The organism is Curtobacterium sp. MCPF17_001, from assembly GCF_003234615.1.
Lineage (GTDB): Bacteria > Actinomycetota > Actinomycetes > Actinomycetales > Microbacteriaceae > Curtobacterium.
In genome coordinates, this window is record NZ_QKSL01000005.1 from 44,585 (window position 1) to 69,076 (window position 24,492).

General features: G+C 67.0%; 23 protein-coding genes. 12 read left to right on the plus strand and 11 right to left on the minus strand.

Annotated elements, in window-relative coordinates; translation table 11 throughout:
• Positions 1–34: 34 nt before the first annotated feature.
• A complete protein-coding gene (locus tag DEJ24_RS06335; protein ID WP_111077784.1) occupies positions 35–1,726 on the minus strand; it encodes a class I adenylate-forming enzyme family protein in 1,692 nt (563 codons plus the stop codon).
• A 192-nt stretch (positions 1,727–1,918) separates the two neighbouring features.
• Between DEJ24_RS06335 and DEJ24_RS06340 the strand changes: the two genes are divergently transcribed.
• Together DEJ24_RS06340 and DEJ24_RS06345 are read left to right on the plus strand one after the other, a co-directional pair.
• On the plus strand, positions 1,919–2,620 hold the full coding sequence (locus tag DEJ24_RS06340; RefSeq protein WP_111077785.1) for a YafY family protein: 702 nt from the start codon (positions 1,919–1,921) through the stop codon (positions 2,618–2,620).
• A gap of 96 nt (positions 2,621–2,716) precedes the next feature.
• The gene (locus tag DEJ24_RS06345; RefSeq protein WP_111077786.1) at positions 2,717–3,088 is read left to right on the plus strand and encodes a VOC family protein; all 372 of its coding nucleotides are present in this window, start codon (positions 2,717–2,719) and stop codon (positions 3,086–3,088) included.
• A gap of 135 nt (positions 3,089–3,223) precedes the next feature.
• Here the strand turns inward: DEJ24_RS06345 and DEJ24_RS16830 are convergent, their stop codons facing one another.
• The 5 genes from DEJ24_RS16830 to DEJ24_RS06370 form a co-directional block, all read right to left on the minus strand.
• A complete protein-coding gene (locus DEJ24_RS16830) occupies positions 3,224–3,679 on the minus strand; it encodes a hypothetical protein (protein WP_181436548.1) in 456 nt (151 codons plus the stop codon).
• Positions 3,680–3,805: 126 nt separating this feature from the next.
• Positions 3,806–4,630: an alpha/beta hydrolase gene (locus DEJ24_RS06355; protein WP_181436549.1), complete on the minus strand. Its 825-nt coding sequence runs from the start codon at positions 4,628–4,630 to the stop codon at positions 3,806–3,808.
• Between the two features lie 11 nt (positions 4,631–4,641).
• The gene (locus DEJ24_RS06360) at positions 4,642–5,058 is read right to left on the minus strand and encodes a DUF4259 domain-containing protein (protein ID WP_111077789.1); all 417 of its coding nucleotides are present in this window, start codon (positions 5,056–5,058) and stop codon (positions 4,642–4,644) included.
• A 47-nt stretch (positions 5,059–5,105) separates the two neighbouring features.
• On the minus strand, positions 5,106–5,762 hold the full coding sequence (locus tag DEJ24_RS06365) for a hypothetical protein (protein WP_146242528.1): 657 nt from the start codon (positions 5,760–5,762) through the stop codon (positions 5,106–5,108).
• A 225-nt stretch (positions 5,763–5,987) separates the two neighbouring features.
• Positions 5,988–6,896 carry a LysR family transcriptional regulator gene (locus DEJ24_RS06370; protein ID WP_111077791.1) on the minus strand — a complete coding sequence of 303 codons (909 nt, stop codon included), beginning with the start codon at positions 6,894–6,896 and terminating at the stop codon, positions 5,988–5,990.
• Positions 6,897–7,001: 105 nt separating this feature from the next.
• Here DEJ24_RS06370 and DEJ24_RS06375 point away from each other — a divergent pair, with 105 nt between their 5' ends.
• The 7 genes from DEJ24_RS06375 (at position 7,002) to DEJ24_RS06405 (ending at position 17,514) form a co-directional block, all read left to right on the plus strand.
• Positions 7,002–7,814 (plus strand): inositol monophosphatase family protein, encoded by an 813-nt coding sequence (locus DEJ24_RS06375; RefSeq protein ID WP_111077792.1) that lies wholly within the window; start codon positions 7,002–7,004, stop codon positions 7,812–7,814.
• Between the two features lie 40 nt (positions 7,815–7,854).
• Positions 7,855–8,511: an NADPH-dependent F420 reductase gene (locus DEJ24_RS06380; RefSeq protein ID WP_220033985.1), complete on the plus strand. Its 657-nt coding sequence runs from the start codon at positions 7,855–7,857 to the stop codon at positions 8,509–8,511.
• A 756-nt stretch (positions 8,512–9,267) separates the two neighbouring features.
• Positions 9,268–9,852 (plus strand): hypothetical protein, encoded by a 585-nt coding sequence (locus DEJ24_RS06385; RefSeq protein WP_146242527.1) that lies wholly within the window; start codon positions 9,268–9,270, stop codon positions 9,850–9,852.
• A 153-nt stretch (positions 9,853–10,005) separates the two neighbouring features.
• A complete protein-coding gene (locus DEJ24_RS06390; protein ID WP_111077794.1) occupies positions 10,006–11,970 on the plus strand; it encodes a hypothetical protein in 1,965 nt (654 codons plus the stop codon).
• Positions 11,971–12,027: 57 nt separating this feature from the next.
• Positions 12,028–13,935: a hypothetical protein gene (locus DEJ24_RS06395; protein WP_111077795.1), complete on the plus strand. Its 1,908-nt coding sequence runs from the start codon at positions 12,028–12,030 to the stop codon at positions 13,933–13,935.
• 286 nt (positions 13,936–14,221) lie between these two features.
• Positions 14,222–15,829, plus strand: coding sequence for an ATP-dependent endonuclease (locus DEJ24_RS06400; protein ID WP_111077796.1), 1,608 nt, complete (start codon positions 14,222–14,224; stop codon positions 15,827–15,829).
• Positions 15,826–17,514: a UvrD-helicase domain-containing protein gene (locus tag DEJ24_RS06405; protein WP_111077797.1), complete on the plus strand. Its 1,689-nt coding sequence runs from the start codon at positions 15,826–15,828 to the stop codon at positions 17,512–17,514. The genes DEJ24_RS06400 and DEJ24_RS06405 overlap by 4 nt, the downstream gene beginning before the upstream one ends.
• Positions 17,515–17,739: 225 nt before the next feature.
• On the opposite strand, the gene DEJ24_RS06410 is transcribed toward DEJ24_RS06405, so the two are convergent.
• The 3 genes from DEJ24_RS06410 to DEJ24_RS06420 all read right to left on the minus strand — a co-directional run bounded on the left by DEJ24_RS06410 (position 17,740) and on the right by DEJ24_RS06420 (position 20,924).
• Positions 17,740–19,188, minus strand: coding sequence for a competence protein CoiA family protein (locus tag DEJ24_RS06410; RefSeq protein WP_111077798.1), 1,449 nt, complete (start codon positions 19,186–19,188; stop codon positions 17,740–17,742).
• Between the two features lie 901 nt (positions 19,189–20,089).
• On the minus strand, positions 20,090–20,407 hold the full coding sequence (locus DEJ24_RS06415) for a hypothetical protein (RefSeq protein ID WP_111194389.1): 318 nt from the start codon (positions 20,405–20,407) through the stop codon (positions 20,090–20,092).
• A 205-nt stretch (positions 20,408–20,612) separates the two neighbouring features.
• Positions 20,613–20,924 (minus strand): helix-turn-helix transcriptional regulator, encoded by a 312-nt coding sequence (locus DEJ24_RS06420; RefSeq protein ID WP_111077800.1) that lies wholly within the window; start codon positions 20,922–20,924, stop codon positions 20,613–20,615.
• Between the two features lie 86 nt (positions 20,925–21,010).
• Between DEJ24_RS06420 and DEJ24_RS06425 the strand changes: the two genes are divergently transcribed.
• Positions 21,011–22,174, plus strand: coding sequence for an MFS transporter (locus DEJ24_RS06425; protein ID WP_181436550.1), 1,164 nt, complete (start codon positions 21,011–21,013; stop codon positions 22,172–22,174).
• A 212-nt stretch (positions 22,175–22,386) separates the two neighbouring features.
• On the opposite strand, the gene DEJ24_RS06430 is transcribed toward DEJ24_RS06425, so the two are convergent.
• Positions 22,387–22,569 carry a hypothetical protein gene (locus DEJ24_RS06430; protein WP_111077802.1) on the minus strand — a complete coding sequence of 61 codons (183 nt, stop codon included), beginning with the start codon at positions 22,567–22,569 and terminating at the stop codon, positions 22,387–22,389.
• 29 nt (positions 22,570–22,598) lie between these two features.
• On the opposite strand from DEJ24_RS06430, the gene DEJ24_RS06435 reads away from it, so the two are divergent.
• On the plus strand, positions 22,599–22,928 hold the full coding sequence (locus DEJ24_RS06435) for a hypothetical protein (RefSeq protein WP_146242526.1): 330 nt from the start codon (positions 22,599–22,601) through the stop codon (positions 22,926–22,928).
• Between the two features lie 59 nt (positions 22,929–22,987).
• Here the strand turns inward: DEJ24_RS06435 and DEJ24_RS06440 are convergent, their stop codons facing one another.
• On the minus strand, positions 22,988–23,239 hold the full coding sequence (locus tag DEJ24_RS06440) for a hypothetical protein (protein WP_111077804.1): 252 nt from the start codon (positions 23,237–23,239) through the stop codon (positions 22,988–22,990).
• A 245-nt stretch (positions 23,240–23,484) separates the two neighbouring features.
• Between DEJ24_RS06440 and DEJ24_RS06445 the strand changes: the two genes are divergently transcribed.
• Positions 23,485–24,252, plus strand: coding sequence for an alpha/beta fold hydrolase (locus DEJ24_RS06445; protein WP_111077805.1), 768 nt, complete (start codon positions 23,485–23,487; stop codon positions 24,250–24,252).
• Positions 24,253–24,492 lie beyond the last annotated feature (240 nt).

A 24,492-nucleotide genomic window follows, 5' to 3' on the forward strand; every position in this document is an offset into this window, starting at 1 on the left:
CTGGCGCCACTGCACCGCGCTGCTGCCACTGCACTCAGGGGCGGACGAACAGGCCGGCTTCCGCGTCGTCGGACGTGCGGCGCTGCATCACGAAGTGCTGCTTCTTCCCGGTGGCCGTGTAGGGCAACTCGTCGACGAAGGCGTAGAGGCGCGGCCGCTTGAAGTCGGCGAGGTCGGTGCTCGCCCGGCAGTGCGCGTCGAGAGCCGAAGCCGCGGAAGCGGGATCGGTCAGCTGTCCGCTGCGACGGACGACGTACGCCACGACGACCTGGCCCCACTCGGGGTCCGCCTTCCCCACCACGATCGAGTCCGCGACCCCGGCGTGACCGGCGAGGACCTCTTCGACCTGCACGGGGTGCACGTTCTCGCCGCCGGAGATGAGCATGTCGTCCTTCCGGCCGACGATCGTGACGACCTCGTCCTCGTTCCAGGTGGCGAGGTCCCCCGGGTAGAACCAACCGTCCTGGAACTTCGCCTGCTCTGCGTCCGGGTCGTGCACGTAGGCGTACCCGGACTTGATCGACCGGATCGCGATCTCGCCGATCTCCTTGCCGTCCTTCGCGACCTGGTCCCGCGGGTCGGCGAGCCGTCCGGCGAGGGCCTGCACGACGGCGACGTCGTCGTCGATGTTCGCGCGCCCGGCAGCACCCGCGTTGGCGGTCAGTTCGTAGCCGCGGAGGAACGTGTTCCAGAAGGTCTCGGTCGTGCCGTACCCGTTCGAGATGTTCGGGGTGAGCACCCGCTGGTACCGCAGCGCCGCCTGCCGTTCGAAGGGTGCCCCCATCGTGACGATGCCGGTGAGGCTCGACAGGTCACGGGGCCGCGCCTCCTGCTCGTCCGCCAGGCGCTCCAGGTTCGTCGGAGCTCCGACGACGAACGTCAGGCTCGACTCCTCGATCAGGTCGAGGACACGCACCGGGTCGAACTGCCGCAGGGTGACGGCTTCCGCCCCGACGTAGAACACCGGGTTCGGTCCCGCGCAGTACACGCCGCCCCGGTGGAACCAGGGCGACATGTTCAGCGTCCGGTCCCGGGGTGACAGCGGCAGGTGCATGATCACGTCGTGCGCACTCAGGGTCTCGTTGAGGCTCGACAGGGGCACGGCCTTCGGGCGGCCCGTGGTGCCCGAGGTGTAGAGGCGGGTGGTCTCGTCCCAGACGGTGCCGGCTTCGGGAGCTCGGAACGACGGTGCCGACGTGTCGAGCAACTCCTCGAAGGTGATCGAGGCCGGCAACGGCTCGACGTCGGGGACCGGCTCTCCGACCGAGACCAGCACGGCCGGTCGATGGGAGGCCAGTGCGAGCGCGGTCGCGACGTCGGCGGAAGCAGCGGCTTCGTACACGAAGACCACGGGCTCGGCGTCGTCGAGGATGTGTGCGGTCTCCCCGGGTGCAAGACGGAAGTTCATCGGCGAACCCACGGCACGTAAGCCCTGGGTCGCGACGTAGAGGAACGCGAACTCCGGCCGGTTCATCAGCTGGTAGCAGACGACGTCGCCGGCTTGCACACCGTGGCGTGCGAGGCCACCGATCAGGTGTCCGGTGACCGCGCCGAGCTGGGCGTACGTCCACGACCGCCCGGTCTCCGGGTCGCTCAGAGCGGGCTTGCTGCCGAACCGGTGCACGTTGCGCTCCACCGCGGAGGCATAGGTGAAGTTCCGCTCGAAGACCGCCCGCAGCCGGGTCGGGTCGTAGGCACGTCGGACGTCGGAACCATCTGCACTCATGTGACGATCAAAGCCGCATGAACTTCCGGACCGGAACCGTTCCGCCAGGAGCGAACCCGGACCCCGCAGTGCGGACAGACGTGCACCGCCGGATCACTCCCGGACCCGGGGCAGGGCTCGTCGAGCTCGGCCGCCGTCGGCGGGTCCCAGACCGTGGTCTCCGCGCCGACTCCCGAGTCGCATGATGGTGGAGTGAACCGCACCGACCGCCTCTACGCCCTCGTCGAGGAGTTGCGCGCTGTCGCTCCCCGGCCCCGCAGCGCGCGCTGGCTCGCCGAGCGGTTCGGGGTGTCGGTGCGGACCGTCGAGCGCGACCTCTCGGCGTTGCAGCAGTCGGGCCTCCCGATCTGGGCGGAGCCCGGCAGGACCGGGGGCTACGTCATCGACGCGACCGCGACGCTCGGGCCGACCGGGTTCACACCGGACGAAGCGCTCGCGGTGTTGGTCGGGCTCGGGACGCTGCAGCGTGGGCCCTTCCGACAGGCCGCCGCGACCGCCGTCCGGAAGGTCCTCGCGGTGATGCCGGAGGACGACGCTCGACGTGCCAGGGCCCTGGCGTCACGGGTGCACCTGCTCGAACCCGCCGACGACGCACCGGTGCTGCCGGCCTTCGCCGCCGCACTCCGGGCAGACCGGGTGGTCCGGCTGCGGTACCGGGACCGCTCGGGGTCGGAGTCCGTCCGGGAGGTCGAACCGCTGGGGTCGATCGGCAAGACCGGCGACTGGTACCTGATCGCCTGGTGCCGCCTGCGGGACGGTGTCCGCGCCTTCCGCGGCGACCGGGTGCTGTCGATCGAACTGACCGACGAGCGTCCGCAGCCGCGGACGCTCCGCCGCGAGGACCTGGACATCCCGTACGGTCGCCTCCGATCAGTCACCGAGCACGTCGACTGACCGGAGGCGACCGGATCCGGGAAACACCGACAGGACGGTGTCGCGGGTGTCGGGGAGGCTGGCCGGACCAGATCACCACTGCTCCAGGAGGCACCCGTGTCGTTCACATCCATCCGCATCGTCACCGAGGACGTCGACCGTCTCGCCGCGTTCTACGAGCGTGTCACCGGCCGCCCCGCCGAACGACCCGCGCCGGTCTTCGCGCGGTTCAGCGGCTCCGGCGCGGTCCTGGCCATCGCGAGCACGGCCACGGTCGCGATGCTCGGGGACGCCGTGTCCGCGCAGACGAACCGGTCGGTGTTCATCGAGTTCGAGGTCGCGGACGTCGACGGCGAGTTCGAACGTCTGCAGCCTGACCCCGGCGACGTCGTCCTGGCGCCGACGACGATGCCGTGGGGCAACCGGTCGGCGCTCGTCCGCGACCCCGACGGCAACGTCGTGAACCTGTTCAGCAGGCCGGCGTCCTGACCGGCGGCCGCTCGACAGCGGCAGGGACGTCGCGGCTCGTCCGGCGGCCGTCCGGTCACTCCCCAGCCGGGCAACGCGACGGGAGGCGCGGTGCGGGCCGGCGCCGTGCCTCCCGTCCGGCGGGTGCCGCAGCGGTCAGCCGGGCGACGCGGGAAGGCGGACGGTGACGCGACCGGAGGACGGACCGCCGCACGGCTCCGCGTCGTGCGGACTCTCCCATCGCAGCGCCACCGACTGCTCGGTGAGCACGTGGCCGGCACGGTCGTACACGGCGACCGCACCGCGCTCCGGCGTGTCCATGCCCAGGTACAGCGTCCGGCTGTCGCCGCCGGCGACGGGTGTCGGTGTGTTCCCCGGGTCCGCCTCCGGTGGGAAGGGCGGCGGATCGTCGGCTGCGGGTGGCTCGCATCCGGCACCGCCGCACGCGGTCACGGTGGCGACGTCGGTGGTGTCACCGAGGAGCGTCACCTCGACGCCGTTCGCCCAGCCGATCGCCGTGCAGGTGGTCGGACCGACGCTGCACCCGGCGAGGCCGAGGGCGACGACGAGCGCCACCGCCCCGCCGATGGCCGCCGCTCGCCCCGTCCCCATGCGTCGATCCTGCACCGGGCGGTCCCGACCGTGGGACACGGTTCGGTCACGTCGTCCTGGGCGTCGGCCTCGGGATGCGGAGGAGCGCGACCGGTCGAGTGATCGGACCGATCGGACACCGGCTGTTCACGCGGGAGTCCGGCGGCACCGCATCCACTCGGCGATGAGCGCGGTTCCCGTGGCGAAGGCCGGGAGGCCCGGGCGGTTCAGGAAGGCGTGCGCACTGCCCGGCAGCACATGGCGTTCCACGTCCCCGCCCGCGGCCGCGAGCTCGGCCGCGAAGCGATCGCCCGAGGTCCGCATCGTGTCGCGCTCGGCGTTCACGACGAGCGTCGGCGGGAAACCGGTCAGGTCGTGCCCGCCGGGGAACGCGTACCGGTGCACCAGCGCCCGCCGGGTGCCGGCGTGGTTGCGGTTCGCGACGTCGAGCGCCCACGGCGCGTGCGTGATCCGACGGTGGCCGCGCGAGCGGTGCGCTGGGTCGATCTCCCGGGGGTGCGTGGCGTGGAAGAACCCGTACGCGAAGACAGCTCCGACCGGAGGGGTGCCGTCGTCCACCGCGTGCAGGGCGGCGGCGGCAGCCAGACACGCCCCGGCACTCGCGCCGCCGAGGACGATGCCCTCCGGGGACTCGGCCGACACGGCCCGTGCCGCGGCGATGACGTCCTCGAGTGGCAGCCGGAAGCGCTCCGGTTGCCGCGCCGGACCCCCCGGTCGCCGCCGCAGCGGTCCTGTGCCGGGGAACGGCGCCAGGCGGTAGGCCGCGGTCACCACCGTGACGCCCTGGTCGGCGAGGACACGGGCGACGTCGTGGGCCTCGGGTTGCGCAGGACTCCCCCGGAAGAACCCGCCGCCGTGCAGCCAGAGCAGCGTGGGACCCGCGCTGCTGTCCTCCGCCTCCGGTCGGTACCAGCGGAGCGATCCCGCACCGACGGCCTCCACCCTGCGCACGGGGATGCGCCCTACTGGTCGGTGCGTAGGTTCGCGCCCAGGCGTGCGATCGACACACGCCACTCGGCGAGCTCGGTCGTACCGGCGTCGTCCCACAGTTCCGCGAGTTCGCCCTCGTCAGCCGAGGCAGCGGCGACGGCCTGCGCGGCCAGTCGGACGAGCCCCGCATCGGGCTGGCCGGCACGGGCGACGAACTGCCCGATGGTCGCGGTGTAGGCGTCGTCCTGCGTCGGCCGTCCGAGACCGTGCGCGACGACCTCGGCGGCGGCGATCGCGAGTTCCGCGACGTCACTGTCCATCCCGGGTCCGGCCTCCGTCGCCGCGGTGAGTGCCGACTCCACGACGGTCCACCCCCGCTCGTCCTCGAGATCGCCGACGAAGTCCGCCGCTGCGTCGTTGCCGACCGGTTCTGCGCTCCAGGTCCCCATGCGGCAACCCTAGACGGCGTGCACGGTGGACGAGCAGGACCGCCGACTCAGACGATGACGACCGTCGCGTGGACGAGGATGTCGTGCAGGTCGGGACGCAGCGCCTCCTGTGAGGAGGTCTTCACCTTCACGATGAGCGCTGCTCCCGGCTTCGCGAACGCGCGTGCCACCGTGGCTGACCACGATCCGTCGGTGTTGTGGCCCGCGATCGACAGGAACTGCGCCGTCCCATCGGTCATGGTCGGTAGGAGCTGCTCCTCGAGCTGCTCGGCCGGCAGCCCGGCAGCCGTGAACAGCTGCTCCGTGGCCGCGCGGTCCCCGATCGACGGGTCGAGGTCGGTGATCCGCTGCTGCGTGATCGTCGCGACCGACCCGTCCGACTTCGTGTACTCCCGCGTCCCCGTGGCGGAGTCCTCGCCGGTCTGCTTCCAGTCGCCGAGCGCGGAGATCTCGAGACTGAACGCCGGCAGCTCGGTCGTCGAGAGCGCAGTGCCGTCCTCGAACGTCAGGTCGGTCGGTCCTGCGGCGTCGGCGGTCGGTGTCGGCGATGCGTCCGGTGTCGACGACGCGCTCGGCGATGATGCCTGCGACGTTGGACGCTGGCTGGCCGGCGCAGTGCTGCCGGGTCCTGCGCACCCGGACAACGCGATGACTGCGATGACCGTTGCCGCGCCCACGCTGCTGATCCTGGACGTGATGGACATGCGTTCCCCCTTGCCTCCGCCGTGCGCCCCGTGCACCGGCGAGTCCGCGTCCGAGCCTAGGGGTCAGCGCCGTGGTGCGCGCATCGGGCACTCGTCGCCGCCCGGCGGTTCACCGGGCGTCGAACCGGGCCTGGTTCGGTGACACGTCGTCCCGGTGCGCTTCGGACCAGCGCTCGAGTTGCCGCACGGTCTGGTGCGGGGACGGTCCGAGGTCCGTGAACCCGATCATGACTGACGGCGTGGATCCCGCCCGGAGCGCAGCACGTCCCCGGTGAGGGCGCGGAACCACCGGTGCCCTACGTCGGCGGTGAACTGACGGTGCCACGCGAGGACGATCGGTACCGGCGGGAGAGCGACCGGCAGCCGGAACGACCCCACTCCGTCGTCCAGCCGTGCTGCCACGGAGGCTGGCACGACGGCGACGGCGTCGGTCGACCGGACGACATCGATCGCCGCGCCGGTCGCCGCCAGGGACGACACGACCGTCCGCGACCGGCCGACCGACTCCAGGTGATCGTCGACGCGGTCCCGCAACCGGCCTCGGCGCGACACCACCACGTGCGGCACCGCGACCCACTGCTCGAGGTCGATCGGTGCCGAGAGCATCGGATGACCGGCACGGGCCACTCCGACGAGCTCGTCCGTGCCGACGGCCTCGTGGTCGATCGACGGTGACACCGGCGCCGCTGATCCGATCTCCAGATCGACCACCCCACGTCCGAGTTCGGTGTTCCCGCCGGACGCCTCACCGAGGAACCGCACCCGGACACCGGGCGCGACCGTCGCCACCCGCTGCACGAGAACGGGCGCCAGTGCCGTCGTCAGGGCGTCGTGCGCCTGGATCGTGAACACACGCTGCAGCGCGTCGAGGTGCAACTCCCGTTCCGGTGTCAACACGGCAGCACTCCGCAGGACCAGGGCTCGCACCTCGTCCCGCAGCGCGATCGCACGCGGGGTCGGCCGCATGACGCGACCCGCACGGACGAGGATCTGGTCCCCGGTCGCCTGGCGGATCCGACCGAGGGTGCGGCTCATCGCGGGGGCGGACAGGTGCAGTCGGTCTGCGGCACCGGTGACGCTCTCCTCGTCGAGCAACGCATCCAACGCAGTCAGGAGGTTCAGGTCCAGTTGCACGAAACGCAATCTACATGTGCACGGATTGTATTTGTGCGCATCACCGCCCGCTCCTACCGTTGCCACCACAGCGACGAGGAACGCCGCGGCGAAGGAGAAGAACCCATGGATGACACGACCAACTCTGCGCAGACGGTCGAGGACGTCGCGCTGCTCGCCGGCCTCACGGCCGCGGTCACCGAAGCAGGGACCGTGTTGCTCGGCCGCTTCTCGACCGAGGACCGCGTCGACGACCTCGACACGCTCCTCGCGGCCATCGGCGACAACGACGCCGCTTCGGTCGCGGTGCTCCGCCCGGCACTCGAGCGGCTCCGTCCGGAGGCCCGGTGGGACGACGACGAAGAAGGTCGCGGCTCCCTGGGTGCCGGAGAGTGGTGGGTCACGGACGCCGCCGAGGGCAACGTGAACCACATCCACGGCCGGGTCGACTGGGGAGTCACCGCGACACTCGTCCGCGACGACGTCCCCGTCGTCACCGCGGTGTTCCTGCCCGCCCTCGGCCAGACCTTCACCGCGGTCCGAGGCGCAGGGGCGTCCCTGAACGGTTCACCCCTCGCGGTGTCCGCGAAGTCCGACCTGGCCGCCGCACTCGTCGGCACCGGGCAGGCCGCGCCCGGCGAGGCAGCCGACGCCCGCCGCCGCATGAGTGCGTCGATCGACCGGATGCTCGGCGCCGCACTGCTCGTGTCCGCCACCGTCCCCGCGACCCTGCAGCTCGTGCAGGTCGCCGCAGGGCACACCGACGCGTTCTGGCAGTACGGCCAGGTCCGGTCCGGTCTCGTCGCCGGCGCACTGCTCGTGCAGGAGGCCCACGGCGCCGTCATCGACTCCACCGGCGCGCCGTGGACCCTCGCCAGCGACGACTTCATCGCCACCACCCTCGGCCTGGCATCGGGCATCGCCGCGGTTCTCCGCTGACGCCGGTCGCCCCGCAGCTTCCTCAGGACAAGGAGTCCCCATGACCATGAACACCACCACGACCACGACGAGCACCATCGCCGTCCTCGGCGCCGGGCGCGTCGGCACGACCCTCGCAGCCGGGCTGGCCGCCGCGGGCCACCGGGTCACGCTCGGGGTCCGCGACCCGGGCACCGCCGCGGCCCGGAGCGACGCCAGCGTCTCGGACGTCGCGACCGCGATCGCGAACAGCGATCTCGTCATCAACGCGACCCCGGGCGACGGTTCGCTCGAACGTCTCACCGGCCACCGTGAGGCACTCGCCGGCAAGGTGCTCCTGGACGTCTCGAACGCCACCGTCCGGAGCGCCGACGGCCTCCCCGGTGGGCTCCTCCACCGGGACACGAGTCTCGGTGAGCTCCTGCAGGCAGCACTCCCGGCGACGAAGGTCGTCAAGGGCCTGAACACGATGCTGTTCTCCGTCATGACGAGTCCCGGTGTGCTCCGGAACCCACCCACTGTGTTCCTCTCCGGCGACGACCCCGACGCGAAGGACCTGGTGCGGACCGTCCTGAGCAGCCTCGGATGGCAGGACGACTGGGTGGTCGACCTCGGTGACATCAGCACCGCTCGGGGCACCGAGGCGGTGGCGCTCCTGGTGCCGAGTCTGCTCGGGTCGGTCGGCTTCGTGCCCTTCGCGATCGCCGTCGCCCGCTGACCGTCCGGCCAGCACGCCGACACCGAGGACCCCCGGTCTCCCCTCACACGGGAGACCGGGGGTCCTCGTCGATCATTACTGCATCTGTCGGAAACCAGGGGTGTCTCCCATACGCTGCGCCCGTCCGGCTGTCTCCTCCACCGTCGGCATCTGTTTGAAGGACCCGCCGCAGCTGTCTCCTGCCGCGGTAATGCTAGGTGCGTGTCGTTGAGGACCTGACGCCGGTTCGTTGACCTGATCGCGGTGCGGACGTAGGTTGCAGGCGCGTCGGCGCCTCTTCCGACTGCGAGGAACTCGTGAACAGGAGAAGATCATGGATGTCAGCAACCCTCCCCTGGTTCCCGAGTAGCCGAGCGGCGACGAGCAATGGCCGACCCTGGAGCGCGAAGCGCTTGCGCATGCGTTCGAGTTTCGTCCTTGCGTGTACCAGCCGTCGAGTGGAGCCTGCGCGCCTGGAGCGCCGAGCTCCTCCTGACCGAACAGACAAGTCGCGGCGCGGGACTGCTGCAGGTTCGGTTGACTCCTGACAGGTACGCCGCCTAAACGAAGGAGTCAACGAAGCCTGCAGCAGTGCCCAGCGCCCGCTCGTGCACACGACGGAGGCTCACATTGCGGGTGCGCGCTACTTACAATGAGTACGCACACGAGCGGAGGATTGTGGCGACAACGACGGCTGTGACACGGCCACCGCGTTTCCGAGGGGGCACGTCCGCGCAAACCGCGGCGCGGTTGCTCGTACTGATGAACGTCCTTGGCGTGCCCGTCGACGATGACTGCGACGTTGTGGACGCAGTGAAGGTAGTGACGTCGCTCACCAGACTTGAGAAGCTTGACTTCTGGATGCGGAATCCCGACTACCTCGCGGACGAACTCATGACCGAGTACGAGGAGCACGAGCTACCTGAACCGGTCGTTCGAGCGCACGTGTCTCGCATGCTCGGTGCCCAGGCGGCAGGCCACCACTACCCGATGATGCGATACAAGTACGGCGCGTACGAGCCGGTTGACAACGCGCTCGCGAAACTCCGCGCGTATGCACTGATCATGCATCGGCGCGGCGCGGACACCGGCGACCGCGCACGGCACGATTACTACCTCCTCAAACGAGGCGAGGAAGTTTTCGCCGACATGAGAGCGACCGTGACGACCCTGAGCTGGTGGGAGCAGCAGGCCGAAGCGGTCGCGTACCTGCGTGACGCCTACGTCGGATCGACCGCAAAGCAACGCCAGTACGAACAGCCCGAATACCGAGATGCGCCGCTCGGAAGCGACATCCCGGCAATCTTTGACCGTGTCCGCGAGCGCGCCACACGGCTCAGTCTTCTCGAGGAGGACGCATGACCGACACGACTGAATGGCACCAGCGGATCGCGAAAAAGACCGGAACGTCCGAAGCCGAAATTGCCGGGATCCTGCGACGCGCAGGCGGTACCGGGCCCGCGCGCTCTTGCGTCGCGCAAGCGCCTGCGCGTCAACACAGTTCACTTCGCCGGCGTGAAGAACCGCCTCGCGTCCGACGAGCAGACCCGCGAACTCGAGCCATTCAGCTTCACGCACACGCTCACGGAGCCTTTGACGGCGTTCGCGACGCGGGGGCGCAACGACGCCGGGAAGTCCAGCGTCCTGGAGATGATTCTCTGGGCAGTGCGAGGTGTGGCTGATGTGGCTGTGGATGTTCGAGCGTGGACCCGGCACGTACTCGTCGCCCTCCGAGTCGGCGAGGACGACGTGCTGGTGGCGTGGACCATCACCGGTCAAGAGCCTGCCGGGCTGATCATCACCCTGCCCGACTCATATGACATCGACTGGGCGGCGCTCGACGAGCAAGCGTTGAAGCAGATGCGAGAAGATGCGGACGGTGATCCGCAGACCGAAGCATGGGACGACGCTCTGAACGCTGTCCTGGCGGCAGGAGGCGTGATCAACGCCCGATTCTCGGACGCCGGGACGTTCCAGAACGCGGTCTCCGCATTCATGAGCGAGCGCCTCGGATTCGAGCGACTGGACGTCTTCCGCAAGAACAACAACGCGAGCGACAACGCCGACGGAGGGATGGTGACGCACTCCTGGCCGCTGTGGTCTCAAGCGCTTGTCATCCCGAAGAAGACCATCACCACCACACTCGGATCCGATCCCGCGACCGCCGCGTTCGTGATGGAGACCTACCTAGGTACAACATGGGGGCCGGCCAAAGCTGCCGCACACGCCCGGTGGATGAACCTGGACGCGGAGACCGCGAGCGCGCGTCGGGCATTTCGACGCGACGATGAGCAGCAGCGCGGCGCTTCAGAGGCGTTGCAACAGGAGCTGAACGAAGCATTCGCTGAGCGCGCAGGATTGCCGGAGCTCAATGCTATCGACGAACTTGACCGTGCTAGCGCAGACCTCAGCTCGGCGGCGTCGGAGCTCGCGGACGCAGAAGTCAGGTATGCGGACGCCCTCGCCCTCGCTGCCCGCCTCCGCGGCGAAGTGGCCGTCGCCGAAGCCGACCGAGTTGCCATCCGTGAGGCGGCGTTGACGGACAAGTTCTGGCACGCATTGAAGCCGTCCTGCTGCCCTCGATGCGACGCGCAGGTCGATGCGGCTCGTTGGGCTCGTGAAGACGACGGGCAGTGCTCGCTATGCGACTCACCGCTGGACTTGACCGCCGAAACGGCTACGACCGTGGTCGCGACGGTCGACGATGGGTCCGACGACGACTCCACCGACGAACAACACCTCGTCGACGACCGAGTTGACCGGCTCGTGATGTCGCTGACCGCTGCTGACACGGATGCGGAATCCGCCCGCTCTATCCGCGATGAACTCCGGGGTCGCGTCGCGGAACTCCGTACACAGATAACGACCCACACCGTGAATCCCGCCACCGTGCGGGCGCTGGAATTGCGCATTGCCACGTTGCAGGCACGAATCGACGAGCGGTCGAAGACCGTCGTCCGCGCCGACGACCTTGCGCGGGTAGACCACATGATAGCTGTGCTGAAAGCAACTGAAAAGGAAGCGGAGCGGCTGCGCGGCATGGAACGAGGTGATCTCCTCGACGCGGTGTCATCGCACCTGGTCGAACTCGGCAAGCGACTCGGTTTCCGTGAGCTGGAGGAAGCCACCCTCAAGGGAAACGGGCACCTCCCCGTCGTCAAGGGTGGAGAACGCGCCAACTTCGGCGACCTCACCGACGGCGAAAAGCTGCGGATGAAGATTGCCGTGGTCATCGCGTTGCTCCGCGTCGGCAGCCGCGCCGGCGTCGGGCGCCATCCCGGGCTGCTGGTCATCGACTCGCCGGCCAGCGAAGAGATGGACCACGACGACGTTCGGCAGATGATGGCGGAACTCGCGCGCATTGCTGAGGAGACAGGTCTGCAGGTGATCGCGAGCTCCGCGAATGCAGAGTTGATGCTCGACATCCTCAAACCTGCCGCGGTGCGCGAACCCAGACCCGGGCAGCAACTTCTCTGGTAGCAATCGGCCGGGGGTCGACGATTGGCCGCATTGTGGTTCACAAGGAAGGAGTAGCCGATGCCGATCGATGATGCACTCCTCGAGCGATGGATGCAGGACGAAGACGTCGCTCTTGCCGACTTCGGAGGCGCAGGTCCGTTCCTCGACGACGTCGAGCGGCTCATCGGTGTCGATCCGTTGACCGTCACAGAGGTGGTCTGCACCTACTGGAGCGAGTTCTCGACCTTCGGGGACCGCGCGGTTGCAGCTCTAACCGGTGCCGCTGCAGCCGTTGACCCTGAGATCGACGCTGTCCACGACGTGCTACTAGGTAACCCCGAGGTTTTGACCGCAATCGCCGACCAGCTCATTGTCGTCGTCGCAGAACAGGCAACCACAGACGGTCTGTTCGGTGACATCGCGTCAGAGACGTGGACACGCTTGGCGCTTGGCGATTGGTGTTCTTCATACAGTGTCCGCGGCCACTTGCAGCAGCGAGTCGCGCAGGTTGGCGCATCAGCATCGATTCATCTCGTCCGCGCCGTCGCTGCGGCAGTCAACGGATGGGACGACGTCGAACTGTTGCCGACGATGCAGGCGCTCGGAGAATTGGACGCGTTCGAAGGCGACGTGCAGTTCGAGTTAGCGTTGCGGTCGCTCGCTGCGGTGGGAACTGCCCAGGGCACGGACGAAGCGCTGGCGCACCTTCGTGATGCGGTTGCGCGATTTGAATCCGCGGAACGGCACGACGGCAGGGTCGATGCTGCCGCCTACTTGGCCACCGTCCGTGCGCTGCTGCGATTCGCCGACGGAGGGGTCGTCACGGATGACGATGTTGCCGCTGCACGTTTCAGAGTCAATGACTACATTCGCGGCTACCGGGGACTTCGTCGCCACTGGCGCCAGGGCCACGCGGACGTCTGTTCCGGCTGGGTGCAGCTGACCGACTTACTGGCGGCGGCGGCATCCGCCGACGATCAACACTGGTTCGCTCCTGCGACAGTCATCTCTGCGGCTGGGACCTTGTACTCGGCCGAGACCAGCATCGAACTCGTTGTTCGCGACAAGGGCGATGCCGCCCAACGTGGCATCAGCGCGCTAGTCCGCCCTCGCCTCGCGGAGGCGTTCGCCGCGCATCAACCGGCCGAGGTTTTCCTCGACACGTGGCTCGCATCCGTCTCGACCGGTCAGAGTCAGGACCTCATCGACGGTGTTCGGCAGCTTCGCGCGGACCTTGAAGCGAGGTCTGGCCCAAAAGCTGAAGGCGGAACGGACGACAACGCCCATGCCGCCTCCATCGCGCAGATCATTCGGGACGCCGCGGCAGCGGTCCCGACTCCCGATCGTTCCGACATCCGTCTCGTACGCCGCATCATCGGGGACATCTCGAGGATCGCGCCGGACGCGGTTTCGGATTGCGGACCGGAACTGGCCGCATTGGTGCTGGCACTTGTGCGCTTCGCGGGGTGGGTGACGAACCAGCCGCAAACGGGGCCGCGCCTGCTGCCATTCTTGGGACCCTCCGTGACTGAGGAAGGCAAGAACCGGAACGAAGCCTTTCTCGCGGATTCTATCTGTGGCTGGCTACTTGGAGCAGGCCTGACCGCCGAAGTCGAGCCGCAAGCTATCGCAGGTGGCAGAGCCGATGTTCGAGTCACGTTCCCCGGGTGCCGGTTCTACGTAGAAGTCAAACGCATTCTGTCCACCGAGGAGGACGGCGCGGCCGCTGCTCACTATGGAGATCAGGCGGCGCAGTACGCGGTCACGTCGGAGCCAATCACCTTCCTCGCGCTGCTCGACTACAGTCGCCGAGTCACCCGGCTGGACCTGGACACCGCCATTTGGACTACCTCGCACTCCCTCCCTGAAGTCCAGCGCGCGTACGCGCTCACAGGCATCCGGATCCAGGCAAACGTTGCTACGCCGTCGGCCGCGACCAAGGCATATCGCCGAGGGCGTACGAAGACGCGGGAAGCGTCCGCATGACAACCAACGAGATAACGGCTGTTCGAAGGCGAGGCGTGGTCCTGAGGACATCGTGCATGCCGCAGCATTCGCTTCGATCGTCGCGGTGAGTGTCCTCGCGGCGAATGCAACGAGATGGTCGCAAGAGGTGACTCGCTCGGTCGACCGGTCGGGCTCTGCAAGCCCTTCGGATCGGCGCGCCCCGCCCTTCGAGGTTGGAACGTGAACGACAATTGGCCTGAGAGTCGCAAGACGCGGCTCGGGCAGGGGAGCCCTCTGTCTCGCCAAGGGGAAGAAAGCTCGTCACATGCGACTGAGCAAGCTGCGCATCGAGAACCATGACCGGTTGACGGACGTCGAAATCGAAGTGCGCGAGCATCTTGTGCTCGTTGGCGCGAACGACGTCGGCAAGAGTTCCGTGCTCCGCTGCCTTCAGCTTGCGCTCGGAGCCTCCACCGCGCAGCTCTACGCACAAATCACGAGCGAAGACTTTCGTGACGCGGGACAGGACCTCGTCATCGAGGTCGCGCTCACCGATTTCTCCCGGGACGAGGAGGCTGCGTTTCCTGACGAGATCAACGTGGATCCGGACGGCGGCCCAGCTACGATGACCATCCGGCTAGCCGCCTCCATCGACTCCGAAGACACGATGAGCATCGAGCGTACAGCGGTGGGAGTCGGCAATCGCCGCCAGTTGTCGCGTTTGCAACTCGAAACGATCGGCTGGCGATTCCTTGGCGCGACATCGCAGTCGAGAGACCTCCGAAGCGACCGTCGCTCCGCCCTCACTGAGTTCCTCGCGGCGGTTGAACTCGGAGCCGAGCAGACTGACTTCGATAAGGCGGTCGAGACCCTGACCAACACCCTTGCCGACTCGAAAATCCTCAAACGGGTCCGCCACGACCTCGCTTCTCAGATGACCAAGGCTCTACCGAGCAGACTCAAGACGAAGGACTTCGCCTTCGTTCCCGGGTCGAGCGCAGATAAGGACCCGCTGAGCGACGTCCGGCTGCAAGTGCAGAAAGACGGCACTCCTCGCGACCTGGCGGCCCAGTCGGATGGAATGCGCGCACTTTACGCAATCGCGCTTTACGACCTGACCAGCGCCGGCGCGAACGTCGTAGGTATCGACGAGCCAGAGATCCATCTTCACCCCACTAGCCAGCGCAGCCTGGCGCACCTTCTGAAGGGCAGCGGCAGTCAGAAGGTCGTTGCCACTCACTCGCCGGACATCGTCGGCGCGTTCGACTCGGACTCAATCGTGGTGGTGCGCCCCGGAGGACGAATTGTGCAGCCAAAGGCCGGATTTCTTTCGCACGACGAGCGCACTACGGTGCGATGGTGGGTGCGTGACCGCCTCGAGCCCCTCACGGCCTCTCGAGTGATCGCTGTAGAAGGCCTAGCCGACCGGATCATCGTCGAACGGGCCGCAGATCTCACAGACCGCACGCTCGACCGTCTCGGGGTTTCCCTCCTCGAAGCCAACGGTTTCGGCGACATGGGAGCCATCGACACCCTATTCGGCAAAGACGGTTTCGATGTGCCCGTTTCTATGCTGATTGACGAGGACGCTGAGAAAAAGGTCGCCAATCGCCTAGGTATAGCGGTAAGGGATCTCAACGCCAGCTTCGTGTGGGTCTCCCGTTCCGATCTCGAGGATGAGTACGTCCGAGCCATCGGCGCAAGTGCCCTCGCGACAGCGCTCCAGACGTCTACACTTTTCAAACCGAACGAGCTTGCGTCGCTCAAGGCTTCTGGCTCGGATGGGGCCTTTACGGTGGCTGATGTGGCCACGTTCTGCCGCACGAAGAAAGTACAATCCGCGCTCGTTGCTGTGACAATGATGGGTGAGACTGAGGCACGCAACATCACCAGCATCGAGGGGATGCTCGCGCAGATTGAAGCCGAGCTGTGAGCGTCGAACCCACAGCTCTGCAGCTGAGAGTTCGCGACACCTTGGAACTCGGGCTGCTTGTCGTCGCACCCGCGGGTTGCGGGAAGAGCGAGGCGCTGGCGCTGCGAGTCCAAGGCATGATTCATCGCGGTGTCGCAAGCGGCCCGCGTCGCATTCTCGTTGCGACCTTCTCCAACCGCGCAAAGGACAACATCCGCGAGCGCCTTCGAAGCTATCTGACTACGGTCGAGCTTCGCGACAAGGTTACCATCATCAACTTTCATGGACTAGCTTCGCGTCTCTACCGCTCCCATGCTGCTGCGATCGGACTCGACCCCGAATGGAAGCTACCGGAAAACGATTGGGTGAAGGAACAGTGCCAGCGTATGGGGCTGAGATACGGCCAAATCTCGGCCGTCGACAAGGCGCTCCGAAACGCTAAGCGGGATATGGTCGATGACGATGAGGTGATGCAGCGTCTGACCGCTGTGGGTAACCTGGACGCAATCGAGGTGGAAAGCCTTCGCGTAAGGGAGCGGCGGTTGACCTACGACGACCTTCCTCGGATGGCAGAGCTAATCCTCGCCAATCCCGCGGTCGCCACCTTATACATCGCCCACTTTGCTGCGGTCGTAGTGGACGAGTTCCAGGACCTCACTCCGCAGCAGCTCCGGATCATCAACCGAATCGGAGCGAAGCGCACAACCTACGCGGGCGACCTCGCTCAAGGGATTTACGGATTCGCTGGCGCGGACCCGGAGAAGATCCACGCTGCCATCCTGGCCGAGGTCGACACTGTGATTGAGTTGAATGAGTCGCACCGCTCCTCGCCCGCGGTGCTTGCGGCTGTCAACGCCGTCACCCCGCTCACTCTCGGGTCCGAACTCACTTGTGCGGCGCCGGACACCTGGCCTTCTGGCGGGGTCGCCGCAGAGGTTCATCACCAGTCTGCAGACACTGAGGCCCAGTGGCTCGTGAAAGTAGCGAGAGCGATCCTCACGCACGCTCCAGGTCACCGGGTCGGTGTAATTTCGCGTATCGGCTCCCGCCGCCGGTTCGCTGATGCCGCTTTCACTGCGAAGTCAGAGTTCGAGGTGCATCGCTGGGACGACGGCGTCCTCGACACCGAGACGGCTCGTCGCGTACGGTCCATACTTGCAAACATCGATAGCGCGGCGGTGCTCAATTCGAAGGATCCGATCGAAGCTCTACGCGACCTTGCGGGCTTCGACGAGCTTCAAGATCCTGCCAACCGACTTGCGCTCGCTGATGCGCTTAGTTGGGTGCTGGAACTTCTCAGTCAAGCATCGCATCCCACTGAAATCGCTAGACGAGTTCGAGTCGGCGATAACTCCACTCTCCTCACACGTCCGGGCGTTCATCTCCTCTCTGGACACGCCGGCAAAGGACAGCAGTTCGATTGGGTGTTCGTGATCGGTGTCGAAGACGGAAGCGTGCCGTTCTTCGAGGCGAAGACCCCAGACGCGCTCCTCGAAGAGGCGCGCGTGCTCTCGGTCATGATGTCCCGTGCCCGTCACGGTTTGGTATTGAGTCACGCGACTGCGGTTCCGGCGCTGAACGGCGCTGTGTGGTCGAAAGACCCGTCTCGCTTCCTCACGGCGAAACTTCGGGCCCAGCTCACGGACGCCGCGGGGATGGTTGAATGGTTCAAGCATGCAGACTGGGCCGCCGTTGCGAGCCGCTAACGGGGCCTCGACGACAGCCAGGGCGCGGCGCCCGTCACCTTGCTGCTTCGACTGCGAGCCCTGGGCGACGGAGGCCTGCAGCGCCTCGACGATCTCGTCGGGCACGCGGACGGTGAACGCCCTCACCCGCGCGACTGGTCAGCCCTGGCCTGGTTGTTCGTGAGCGGCACACTCACCGCAGTGACCCAGCGGTCGACGTAGAACGACGGGTAGCCGTCGCCGTCCTCAGTCGCGATGGTGACGTGCACCAGGCGCAGGCGTCGGTCCCGCGCCTCGTGCACAGCACGGACGAGGGTTGAACGGTCGAGTGCGTCGGAGCTCACGCGCCCACCTCACCGAGGGGCGGACGTGCGGCCACCACCAGGTGCCGGTGAAGTGCGGCTTATAGATGGGGAACCCGTCGGTGCCTCGGCCCTCGTAGAGGAACTCCTCGTAGACGAGCTCGTTAAGCCAGCGACCGATCGTCTTGTAAGTCCCTTGGCCAAGTTGGATGCGGTGTCGGTAGAGCGAGTCAGCAACGTCCTTAACGCCGAAGCGGACCTCGAGTTGGCCGGCGATGTGGAAGAAGTATGCAATGCACTTCCACTGTTCGAGGTTGCCCGTCCGACCAAGATCCCGCGGTCTGCGACCGTCGAGAAACTGCTCGATGAGCGGTACCGCCGGGTGCGATGTATTCCAAGGCGCGATCACCTGCAGCGCAGTGCGGATGGCCTCGACCTGAGCCTCGCGGCGCTTGCGACCGCGTCCCCACTGCTCTGCCTGCTGCGCGCGCCGGGCCTGTTCTCGGAGGCGATCGCGTTCAAGCCGCTCGGCGTACAGCTGGCGCTGCCGTTCGTTGTAGACCGGCAGCTCGCGCGCGTTGTCGAGCAGCCACGCGATTCGGTCCGAGGTCAACGCGGGACGACCGAGGCGGAAGTGCTTAAGCGGGTACACCTCGAGGACTGCTCCGTCAGCGCCGCCAAGCACGGGAACGTCCGGCGGCAGGGTCACAGCGCCGATCTCAGCGGAAAAGGACGACACCCAGGAAGTCGCAAGCGCGACCTGCCGCGCCTCAGGATTGATGAAGAGCAGCGGAACTCCCGTCGCCGCGACAGCAGCAAGGGCGGGGTTCGACTGCAGCCGGCCTGCGTTGTCGAGCTTGAGCTGCTTCCTGGTGTGGCCGAAGAGCCATACGTCGCGGACGCCGCGGGCACGGTAGCGCTCGTGTCGCTCGTTCCAAGCGTCGGCGGTGAGCGGCGAGTACTGCACCTCGAACGCAACGCGCTCACCTGACGGATGCGTGATGAGAACGTCGGCGCGGCTCTCGCCCTCCGGGCTGATGTACTCCTCGCGTTTGACGCGGCACTGCGGGTACTTCAGCCGGAGCCACTCTTCGATCAAGGCGCAGCCCTGGGAGTGGGAAAGCGATTCGTGCCCGTGTCCGCCGGCGGAGGACAGATGGCGCAGGTGATCGCGTTTGACGGTGCTGTGGACGGTGGTGAGTTGTGCGTCGCATCCGGGTACAGGGCACGTCACGTTCGCAACGACGTGGTCGCGCCGCTCGTGGGCCTGGTTGTCCTCGAGGTAGAAAAGGCCACCGGTGCTCCGGTCGAGGCCCCACAGGAACCTGGGATCGCCGTCCTTTTGAAACGCCGCTAGCAGCGCTGCGTGGTCGAAGACGAAGGACTGCTCCACAGGAGCTGACCGTAGCCCGAAGCTTCGACATCGTCAGGTCCCCACAAAGGGTCAAGGTCATGTCTCGCAGGGGAGACAGCTGCGCTCTCCCTAGACCTGCCTGTTTTCACGCAACTTCGCGGAATACGAAGCGCACACTCAGCTCCGGGACTGCGAGCTCCGGATTTTGAAGCCATCTGCCGGCGGGCACCAGGCAACCGTCCATGAGGACCGTTCCTTCTGACCGGGGGTTTCGCTCAGGCGACACGAAACTCTGCAAAAGTTCGGCGACAAGCAAGCTGCAATCGGCGATGTCAGGCGGAGGTACGCGACACATTGCGATGACACTCACAGTTGTTGTCGTCCGCAGCCGATCTTGTCGCGCTCGCAGCCGAACTTGTCGCGAAGGCGGTCAGCGACAGGATTAACTGCGAACGCAACCGAGCGAGGGCCCGAGCGACGAGATCGATTGCGAACATACTGTCGCCGCGCGAATAACCTGTCTTTTTCGCACACAACTTGTCGCCGGAGCGCGTTCCTCGGTGCTGCCTCCGTCAGGGGTCGTCTCCCGGCGAGTCAGGAGCAGCGTGCTGTGCGCGCTAGGTCGCTGGCGAGGTGAACACGGCGTTCGGCAGGGACGTGCTCGAGCGGGACGCGCAGCGATCTGGTCCCCGCGCTGGCGTCACCCGACTGGAAGTGCCGCACCCTTGCTCGGGTACGTGGACGGTGTTGCGTTTAGCGCCCCTTCACCGGGCATTTTCGCGGGACAGTCATACGGGAATCCCCAGGTCAAGCAGGAGACGGGTAAGTTGTCGTAGTTGTCGCCGCCAACCGTGTACCGGTGGACGACCGGCTATCGGACACGCTCAAGAGCTCCGCGAAGTGGCCGAGCGCTGGTTGTATGCCCGGCCAGCAGGGGCCATCACCGCAACAGGGACTGCACCGCGTTCCACAGATCGAACTGCTTACCGCCCGCGAGGAGCGCGCCGGCTCTCTTGTACCGGTAGTTGGTCGCGCCAGGCATGCCTGCGCCAAGTAACCGGACACTACCGACCAGGTGACCATCATCGGCGCTAGTCACCTTCCAGTCCGAGGGAGACCCAACCGGTGGGCCTTCGCAGGTGACCACATAACGGTGACCCGTATCGGTCTCAACTTCGATCTGCTGTACACGGTCGAGGTCGGCGTCACGGTCCTGAGCCCGGCCCTGCACCGTCACCGATCTGATGTTCGCTTGCACCGCTCGAGCTTCCTCGCTCTTCAAGTCCAGTGACCAGGAAAGGATCGGTTACTGAGACGGGGTTGCGTCGGAGCTAAACCGAGCGCGAAGGGCGGCGATGCCGTCGGGCTGCACTCCTGCGCGATTCAAGCAGTCAGCGTCGACGACGCCAATGGCAGCGTCGATCGCGGCGTATGCGGTGCGTCAAGGCATTGTTCCGGTGACCTCAGCGATGCGGGCCCGATGTCACAGCCAGCAGCAGGCCAGGGAACCGCAGGTTGAGCTCGTTCACACGCAGGCGGATGTCGTGCGTGCGGCCGTGCACCTCGTACACCACCACGCCCGCCTCGCGGAGGGTCTTGAAGTGGTACGAACAGGTCGCCTTCGACGCGGCGAACGCCGCCCAGACGTCGTTCTTCGGCAACGGCGCGCCGTCGGCGAGCATCCGGACGATCTCGAGGCGTGTGGGATCGCCGAGCGCCTTCAGGACCGTCTCGAGCGGGATGTCCGCGAGGTCGGCACTCGGGTACTCGGGCATTGCGCATCCAATCGTTCGATAAAAGCCTAACGGTCCACTAGCGTGTCCGTATGACATCCTTCGAACGATCGTATCCGGCTCGTGGCATGGGCGCTCCTGCACTGGCACGCCTGTGGGTCCTCGCTGCTGCACTGTTCGTGGTCGGGACGAACGCGTTCGTGATCGCCGGCGTCCTACCGGACCTCGCCGAGGGACTGCGCACCTCCACCGCGACGGTCGCCACGGCGATCACCTGGTACGCCGCCGTCGTCGCGCTCGCGTCGCCGGTGGTCGCGACGTTCCTGGCGGTGGTCCCACGCCGGGGCCTACTGACAACCGGGATGGCGTTGGTCGCGATCGGCACCGCGGTCACGGCGGTCGCTGGGAACGTCGACGTCTTCATCGTCGGCCGGATCGTCGCCGCGCTCGGCGGCGCGGCCCTAGTGCCGCCCGCCACCGCCGCTGCCCCGACGCTCGTCGAGCCGCACCACCGTGGACGCGCGATCGCGATCGTCACCGCAGGATTCGCCGGCGCGATCGCGTTCGGGTCGCCGCTCGGCGCCGCGGTCGCTGCGGGGATCGGGTGGCGGGCCGCGCTCGTCGGCATCGCGGTGCTCGCCGGCCTCCTCGCGCTCACGCTCGGGTCGACGATGACGGGTATCCCCGGCGCTGCCGCGCGGTCGCTGCGGGAGCGCTTCAGCGTCCTCGCGGATCGCCGGATCCTCCTCGCGCTGGTCGCGATGGTGTCCTACATGGTGTCGTTCAACGTGCTCTACGTCTTCACCTCCGAGGTCCTCGAGCCGGTCGTCGGCGGGCGCCCCGCCTTGCTCGCCGTCGTGCTGCTCTCCTTCGGGCTCGCAACCCTGGTGGGCACCTGGCTCGGTGGCGTCGCGGTGGATCGTCAAAGCGGCGTGTGGGCCACAGTGCTCGGCCTCCTCGCGATGGCCGCGGTCTACGCGGCGCTCTCGGCATCCACCGACTCCCTCCCCGGCGCGATCGCCCTCTACGCCGTCTGGGGCCTCGTCGCCATCGCCCCGCAGATCGGGATCCAGGCCGTCCTCGTCGCGGCGAACCCGGCAGAGATCGGCGTCTCACTGTCGTGGTACTCAACCGCGACGTACGTCGGCATCGCCGTCGCTCCCGTCCTCGGTGCGGCAGCACTCCACCTCGGCACGTGGGCGGTGCTCCTCGTGGCGGGCATCGCCGCACTCGTCGCGCTCGCACTCGTCGCCGTCTCGACGCGGACCGGGAAACGCCGATCGGCGCGATGAGTCGCACGTGCATCAGGTTTCGGTTGGGATCAGCGTCGAAACGATCTACGAGAACGCTCAACGTGGATCAGCGGACCAGAGCGCCGATGGACACCCTCTCTGCTCGGGTGGTCTCGTCTCAGCGGCCGATCGTCCCGTGGCCGCTGCCAAGCCCTGGAGATCTACAAGCGGCGGTGCCCATTCGTCATCCGCGGAAGATGCTGTCGAGCGATTCAGTCGGCGAGGTGCTCCCGGTAGAAGGCATGCAGGGTCTCGACTGCTTCGTCGACGTACTCCGCCTCGTCGTACATCTCGTAGTGCCCAGCACCCTCGACGACGTCGAAGTCCTTGGCGTTGGGCGCCTTCTCCCACAGGGCCAGACCGTCGGAGTAGGAGAACGTGGTGCTGGTCAGCACCCGACGCAACGACCGCAGACCTGCCGACGTTGCTCACCGAGCATGTCGACTACGTCCTTCACAATTCGTTTCGTCGCGACTACGGGCTCGGTGATCCGACCGAAGAACCGTGGACACCCCTGGTGCAGCAGTCTGCGGTGCAGTCAGCGGACGTCATCGTCGATGGGGCTGTCGCTGATGGCGGGATGATGATCGACACGGATGCGTTCGTGGTCGGGGTCGGTGCGCCGCTGCCCGACGGACGCATCGTTACCGCCGTGCTGTCACGGGACCTGTTGGACCTCATCACGATGGAGTTCGTTGCCGACGGACCCGACGAACCCGACGAACCATCCGCACCCGTCAACACGACGGGCTGATAGCGAGTTCGTCCTTTGTCGTCCCGGTAGCCGATCGGCTACCGGACGCGCCGTTGAGGTCAGTGGGCGACGTCACCTCTGTCTGCGTTGTGAGCGCGGCTTCGCTCCTGCCGGCGGACGTAGCGGGCGGAGCCGATCTGGAGCCCGGCGAGGATCGTCCACGCGATTGCCATGAAGGTGTGAAGCCTGGACGGATCGATGATGGCGAGGAGGTCCCAGATAACGGCAAGGCCGGCATATGCCCAGACGACCCACGGTCTTGGCTTCCCGACAAGTCGTTCAAGGAGGCTGCGCTGCTGCATGTCGGTCACGCGAATGACGCTATATGAACGCTCGATGGCTTCGTCCGCTGACCGATCGTCTACCGGGCGCTACGGCCGCAGGAGCTCTCCTTGGATGCGCTCTGCGGCGGTCTTCCGCGTCGGTCGCGCGTCCTCCGCGTCCAGAATGAGTAATTGCGGACCTTCCCGTACGGTCCGGTGGAGGGCTCGCGTAATGCACGGATGGCGGGGCGGTCGTTACCTTCAGTCTCCGTCGGGGCCGATAGCGTGGTGCCATGACGAATCGCAGCGCGCTGCTCGTGCACGGTCTTGGCAGCGCGGCCGGCACGTGGTGGCGTTTCGAGGAAGAGTTGCAGGCAATGGGCTGGTCCGTAGCCGCGCCTGATCTTCGGGGCCACGGTGCGGGGACGCGTGGTGGTGCGTCTCGCCATGATGACTACGCGGACGACGTACTTGCGCTGCGGCCGGCCTCCGGTCCTTGGGATGTCGTCGTCGGGCACTCGCTTGGGGGCGCGATCGCTGTCCGTGCCGCGGCAAGAGACACCAGTTGGGCGCGCCAGCTTGTGCTGATCGATCCTGTTCTCCGGCTCGACGAGGGCGTCAGGGCCGATACCCGTCGTCAAGAGCTCATCGCTCTTGAGAGCTCGCTTGAGCAGGTCGTGGCCGAGCAGCCTCATTGGGATGCTCGAGACCATGCCGAGCGATTCGTAGGCCTTCAGGCCGCCGACCCAGCCGCCGTCGCTGCAACGTTTGACGACAACGATCCCTGGGACCGGCTTGCCGACGTTGCGGCTTTGCGTGCTCCGACTCTCATCATCGCTGGCGATCCAAAGGTCTTCACGGTCTTCGGCCCGTCCATCGCGCGGGAGGTGCTGGGCGCGAACTCACGTGTGCGGTACGAGACGGTGGCCGGGGCAGGGCACAGTCCTCACCGAGATTGCCCTGGGGCGACGAGCGCACTCCTTCGCGAGTGGGTAGACAACTTGGCAACGAGCGGTGCTTCAGCCCGGCGGCGTAGGACCGGAGAGCACTTCGAGGAGTAAGAGACGACGCCCTACAGACGGCCCCGCCGCTCGAGCGAACCATGGCACGGCGGCGAATTCTGCGGGTGTTTGTTCGTGGTCAGACGTCGCCGGTCGAGATCACGCCGGTTCCGAGACATCATGGGCCTGCGAAGGGCACGCTGAGCAGCAGGTCGCCATCGTCCGCACGCCCTCACGGGCGGACGAGGCGGACAACTGACCGCTCTCGTTCGACCGCGCCAGGGCCGCTTGCGGTGGTGG

Excerpts from the sequence above, each read along its gene's own strand:
- DEJ24_RS06420 (WP_111077800.1), bottom strand. The coding sequence starts at position 20,924 with ATGCCCGAGTACCCGAGTGCCGACCTCGCGGACATCCCGCTCGAGACG.
- DEJ24_RS06335 (WP_111077784.1), bottom strand. The coding sequence starts at position 1,726 with ATGAGTGCAGATGGTTCCGACGTCCGACGTGCCTACGACCCGACCCGG.
- DEJ24_RS06365 (WP_146242528.1), bottom strand. The coding sequence starts at position 5,762 with ATGTCCATCACGTCCAGGATCAGCAGCGTGGGCGCGGCAACGGTCATC.
- DEJ24_RS06425 (WP_181436550.1), top strand. The coding sequence starts at position 21,011 with ATGGGCGCTCCTGCACTGGCACGCCTGTGGGTCCTCGCTGCTGCACTG.
- DEJ24_RS06395 (WP_111077795.1), top strand. The coding sequence starts at position 12,028 with ATGCCGATCGATGATGCACTCCTCGAGCGATGGATGCAGGACGAAGAC.
- DEJ24_RS06360 (WP_111077789.1), bottom strand. The coding sequence starts at position 5,058 with ATGGGGACCTGGAGCGCAGAACCGGTCGGCAACGACGCAGCGGCGGAC.
- DEJ24_RS06375 (WP_111077792.1), top strand. The coding sequence starts at position 7,002 with ATGGATGACACGACCAACTCTGCGCAGACGGTCGAGGACGTCGCGCTG.
- DEJ24_RS06400 (WP_111077796.1), top strand. The coding sequence starts at position 14,222 with ATGCGACTGAGCAAGCTGCGCATCGAGAACCATGACCGGTTGACGGAC.
- DEJ24_RS16830 (WP_181436548.1), bottom strand. The coding sequence starts at position 3,679 with ATGGGGACGGGGCGAGCGGCGGCCATCGGCGGGGCGGTGGCGCTCGTC.
- DEJ24_RS06380 (WP_220033985.1), top strand. The coding sequence starts at position 7,855 with ATGACCATGAACACCACCACGACCACGACGAGCACCATCGCCGTCCTC.
- DEJ24_RS06445 (WP_111077805.1), top strand. The coding sequence starts at position 23,485 with ATGACGAATCGCAGCGCGCTGCTCGTGCACGGTCTTGGCAGCGCGGCC.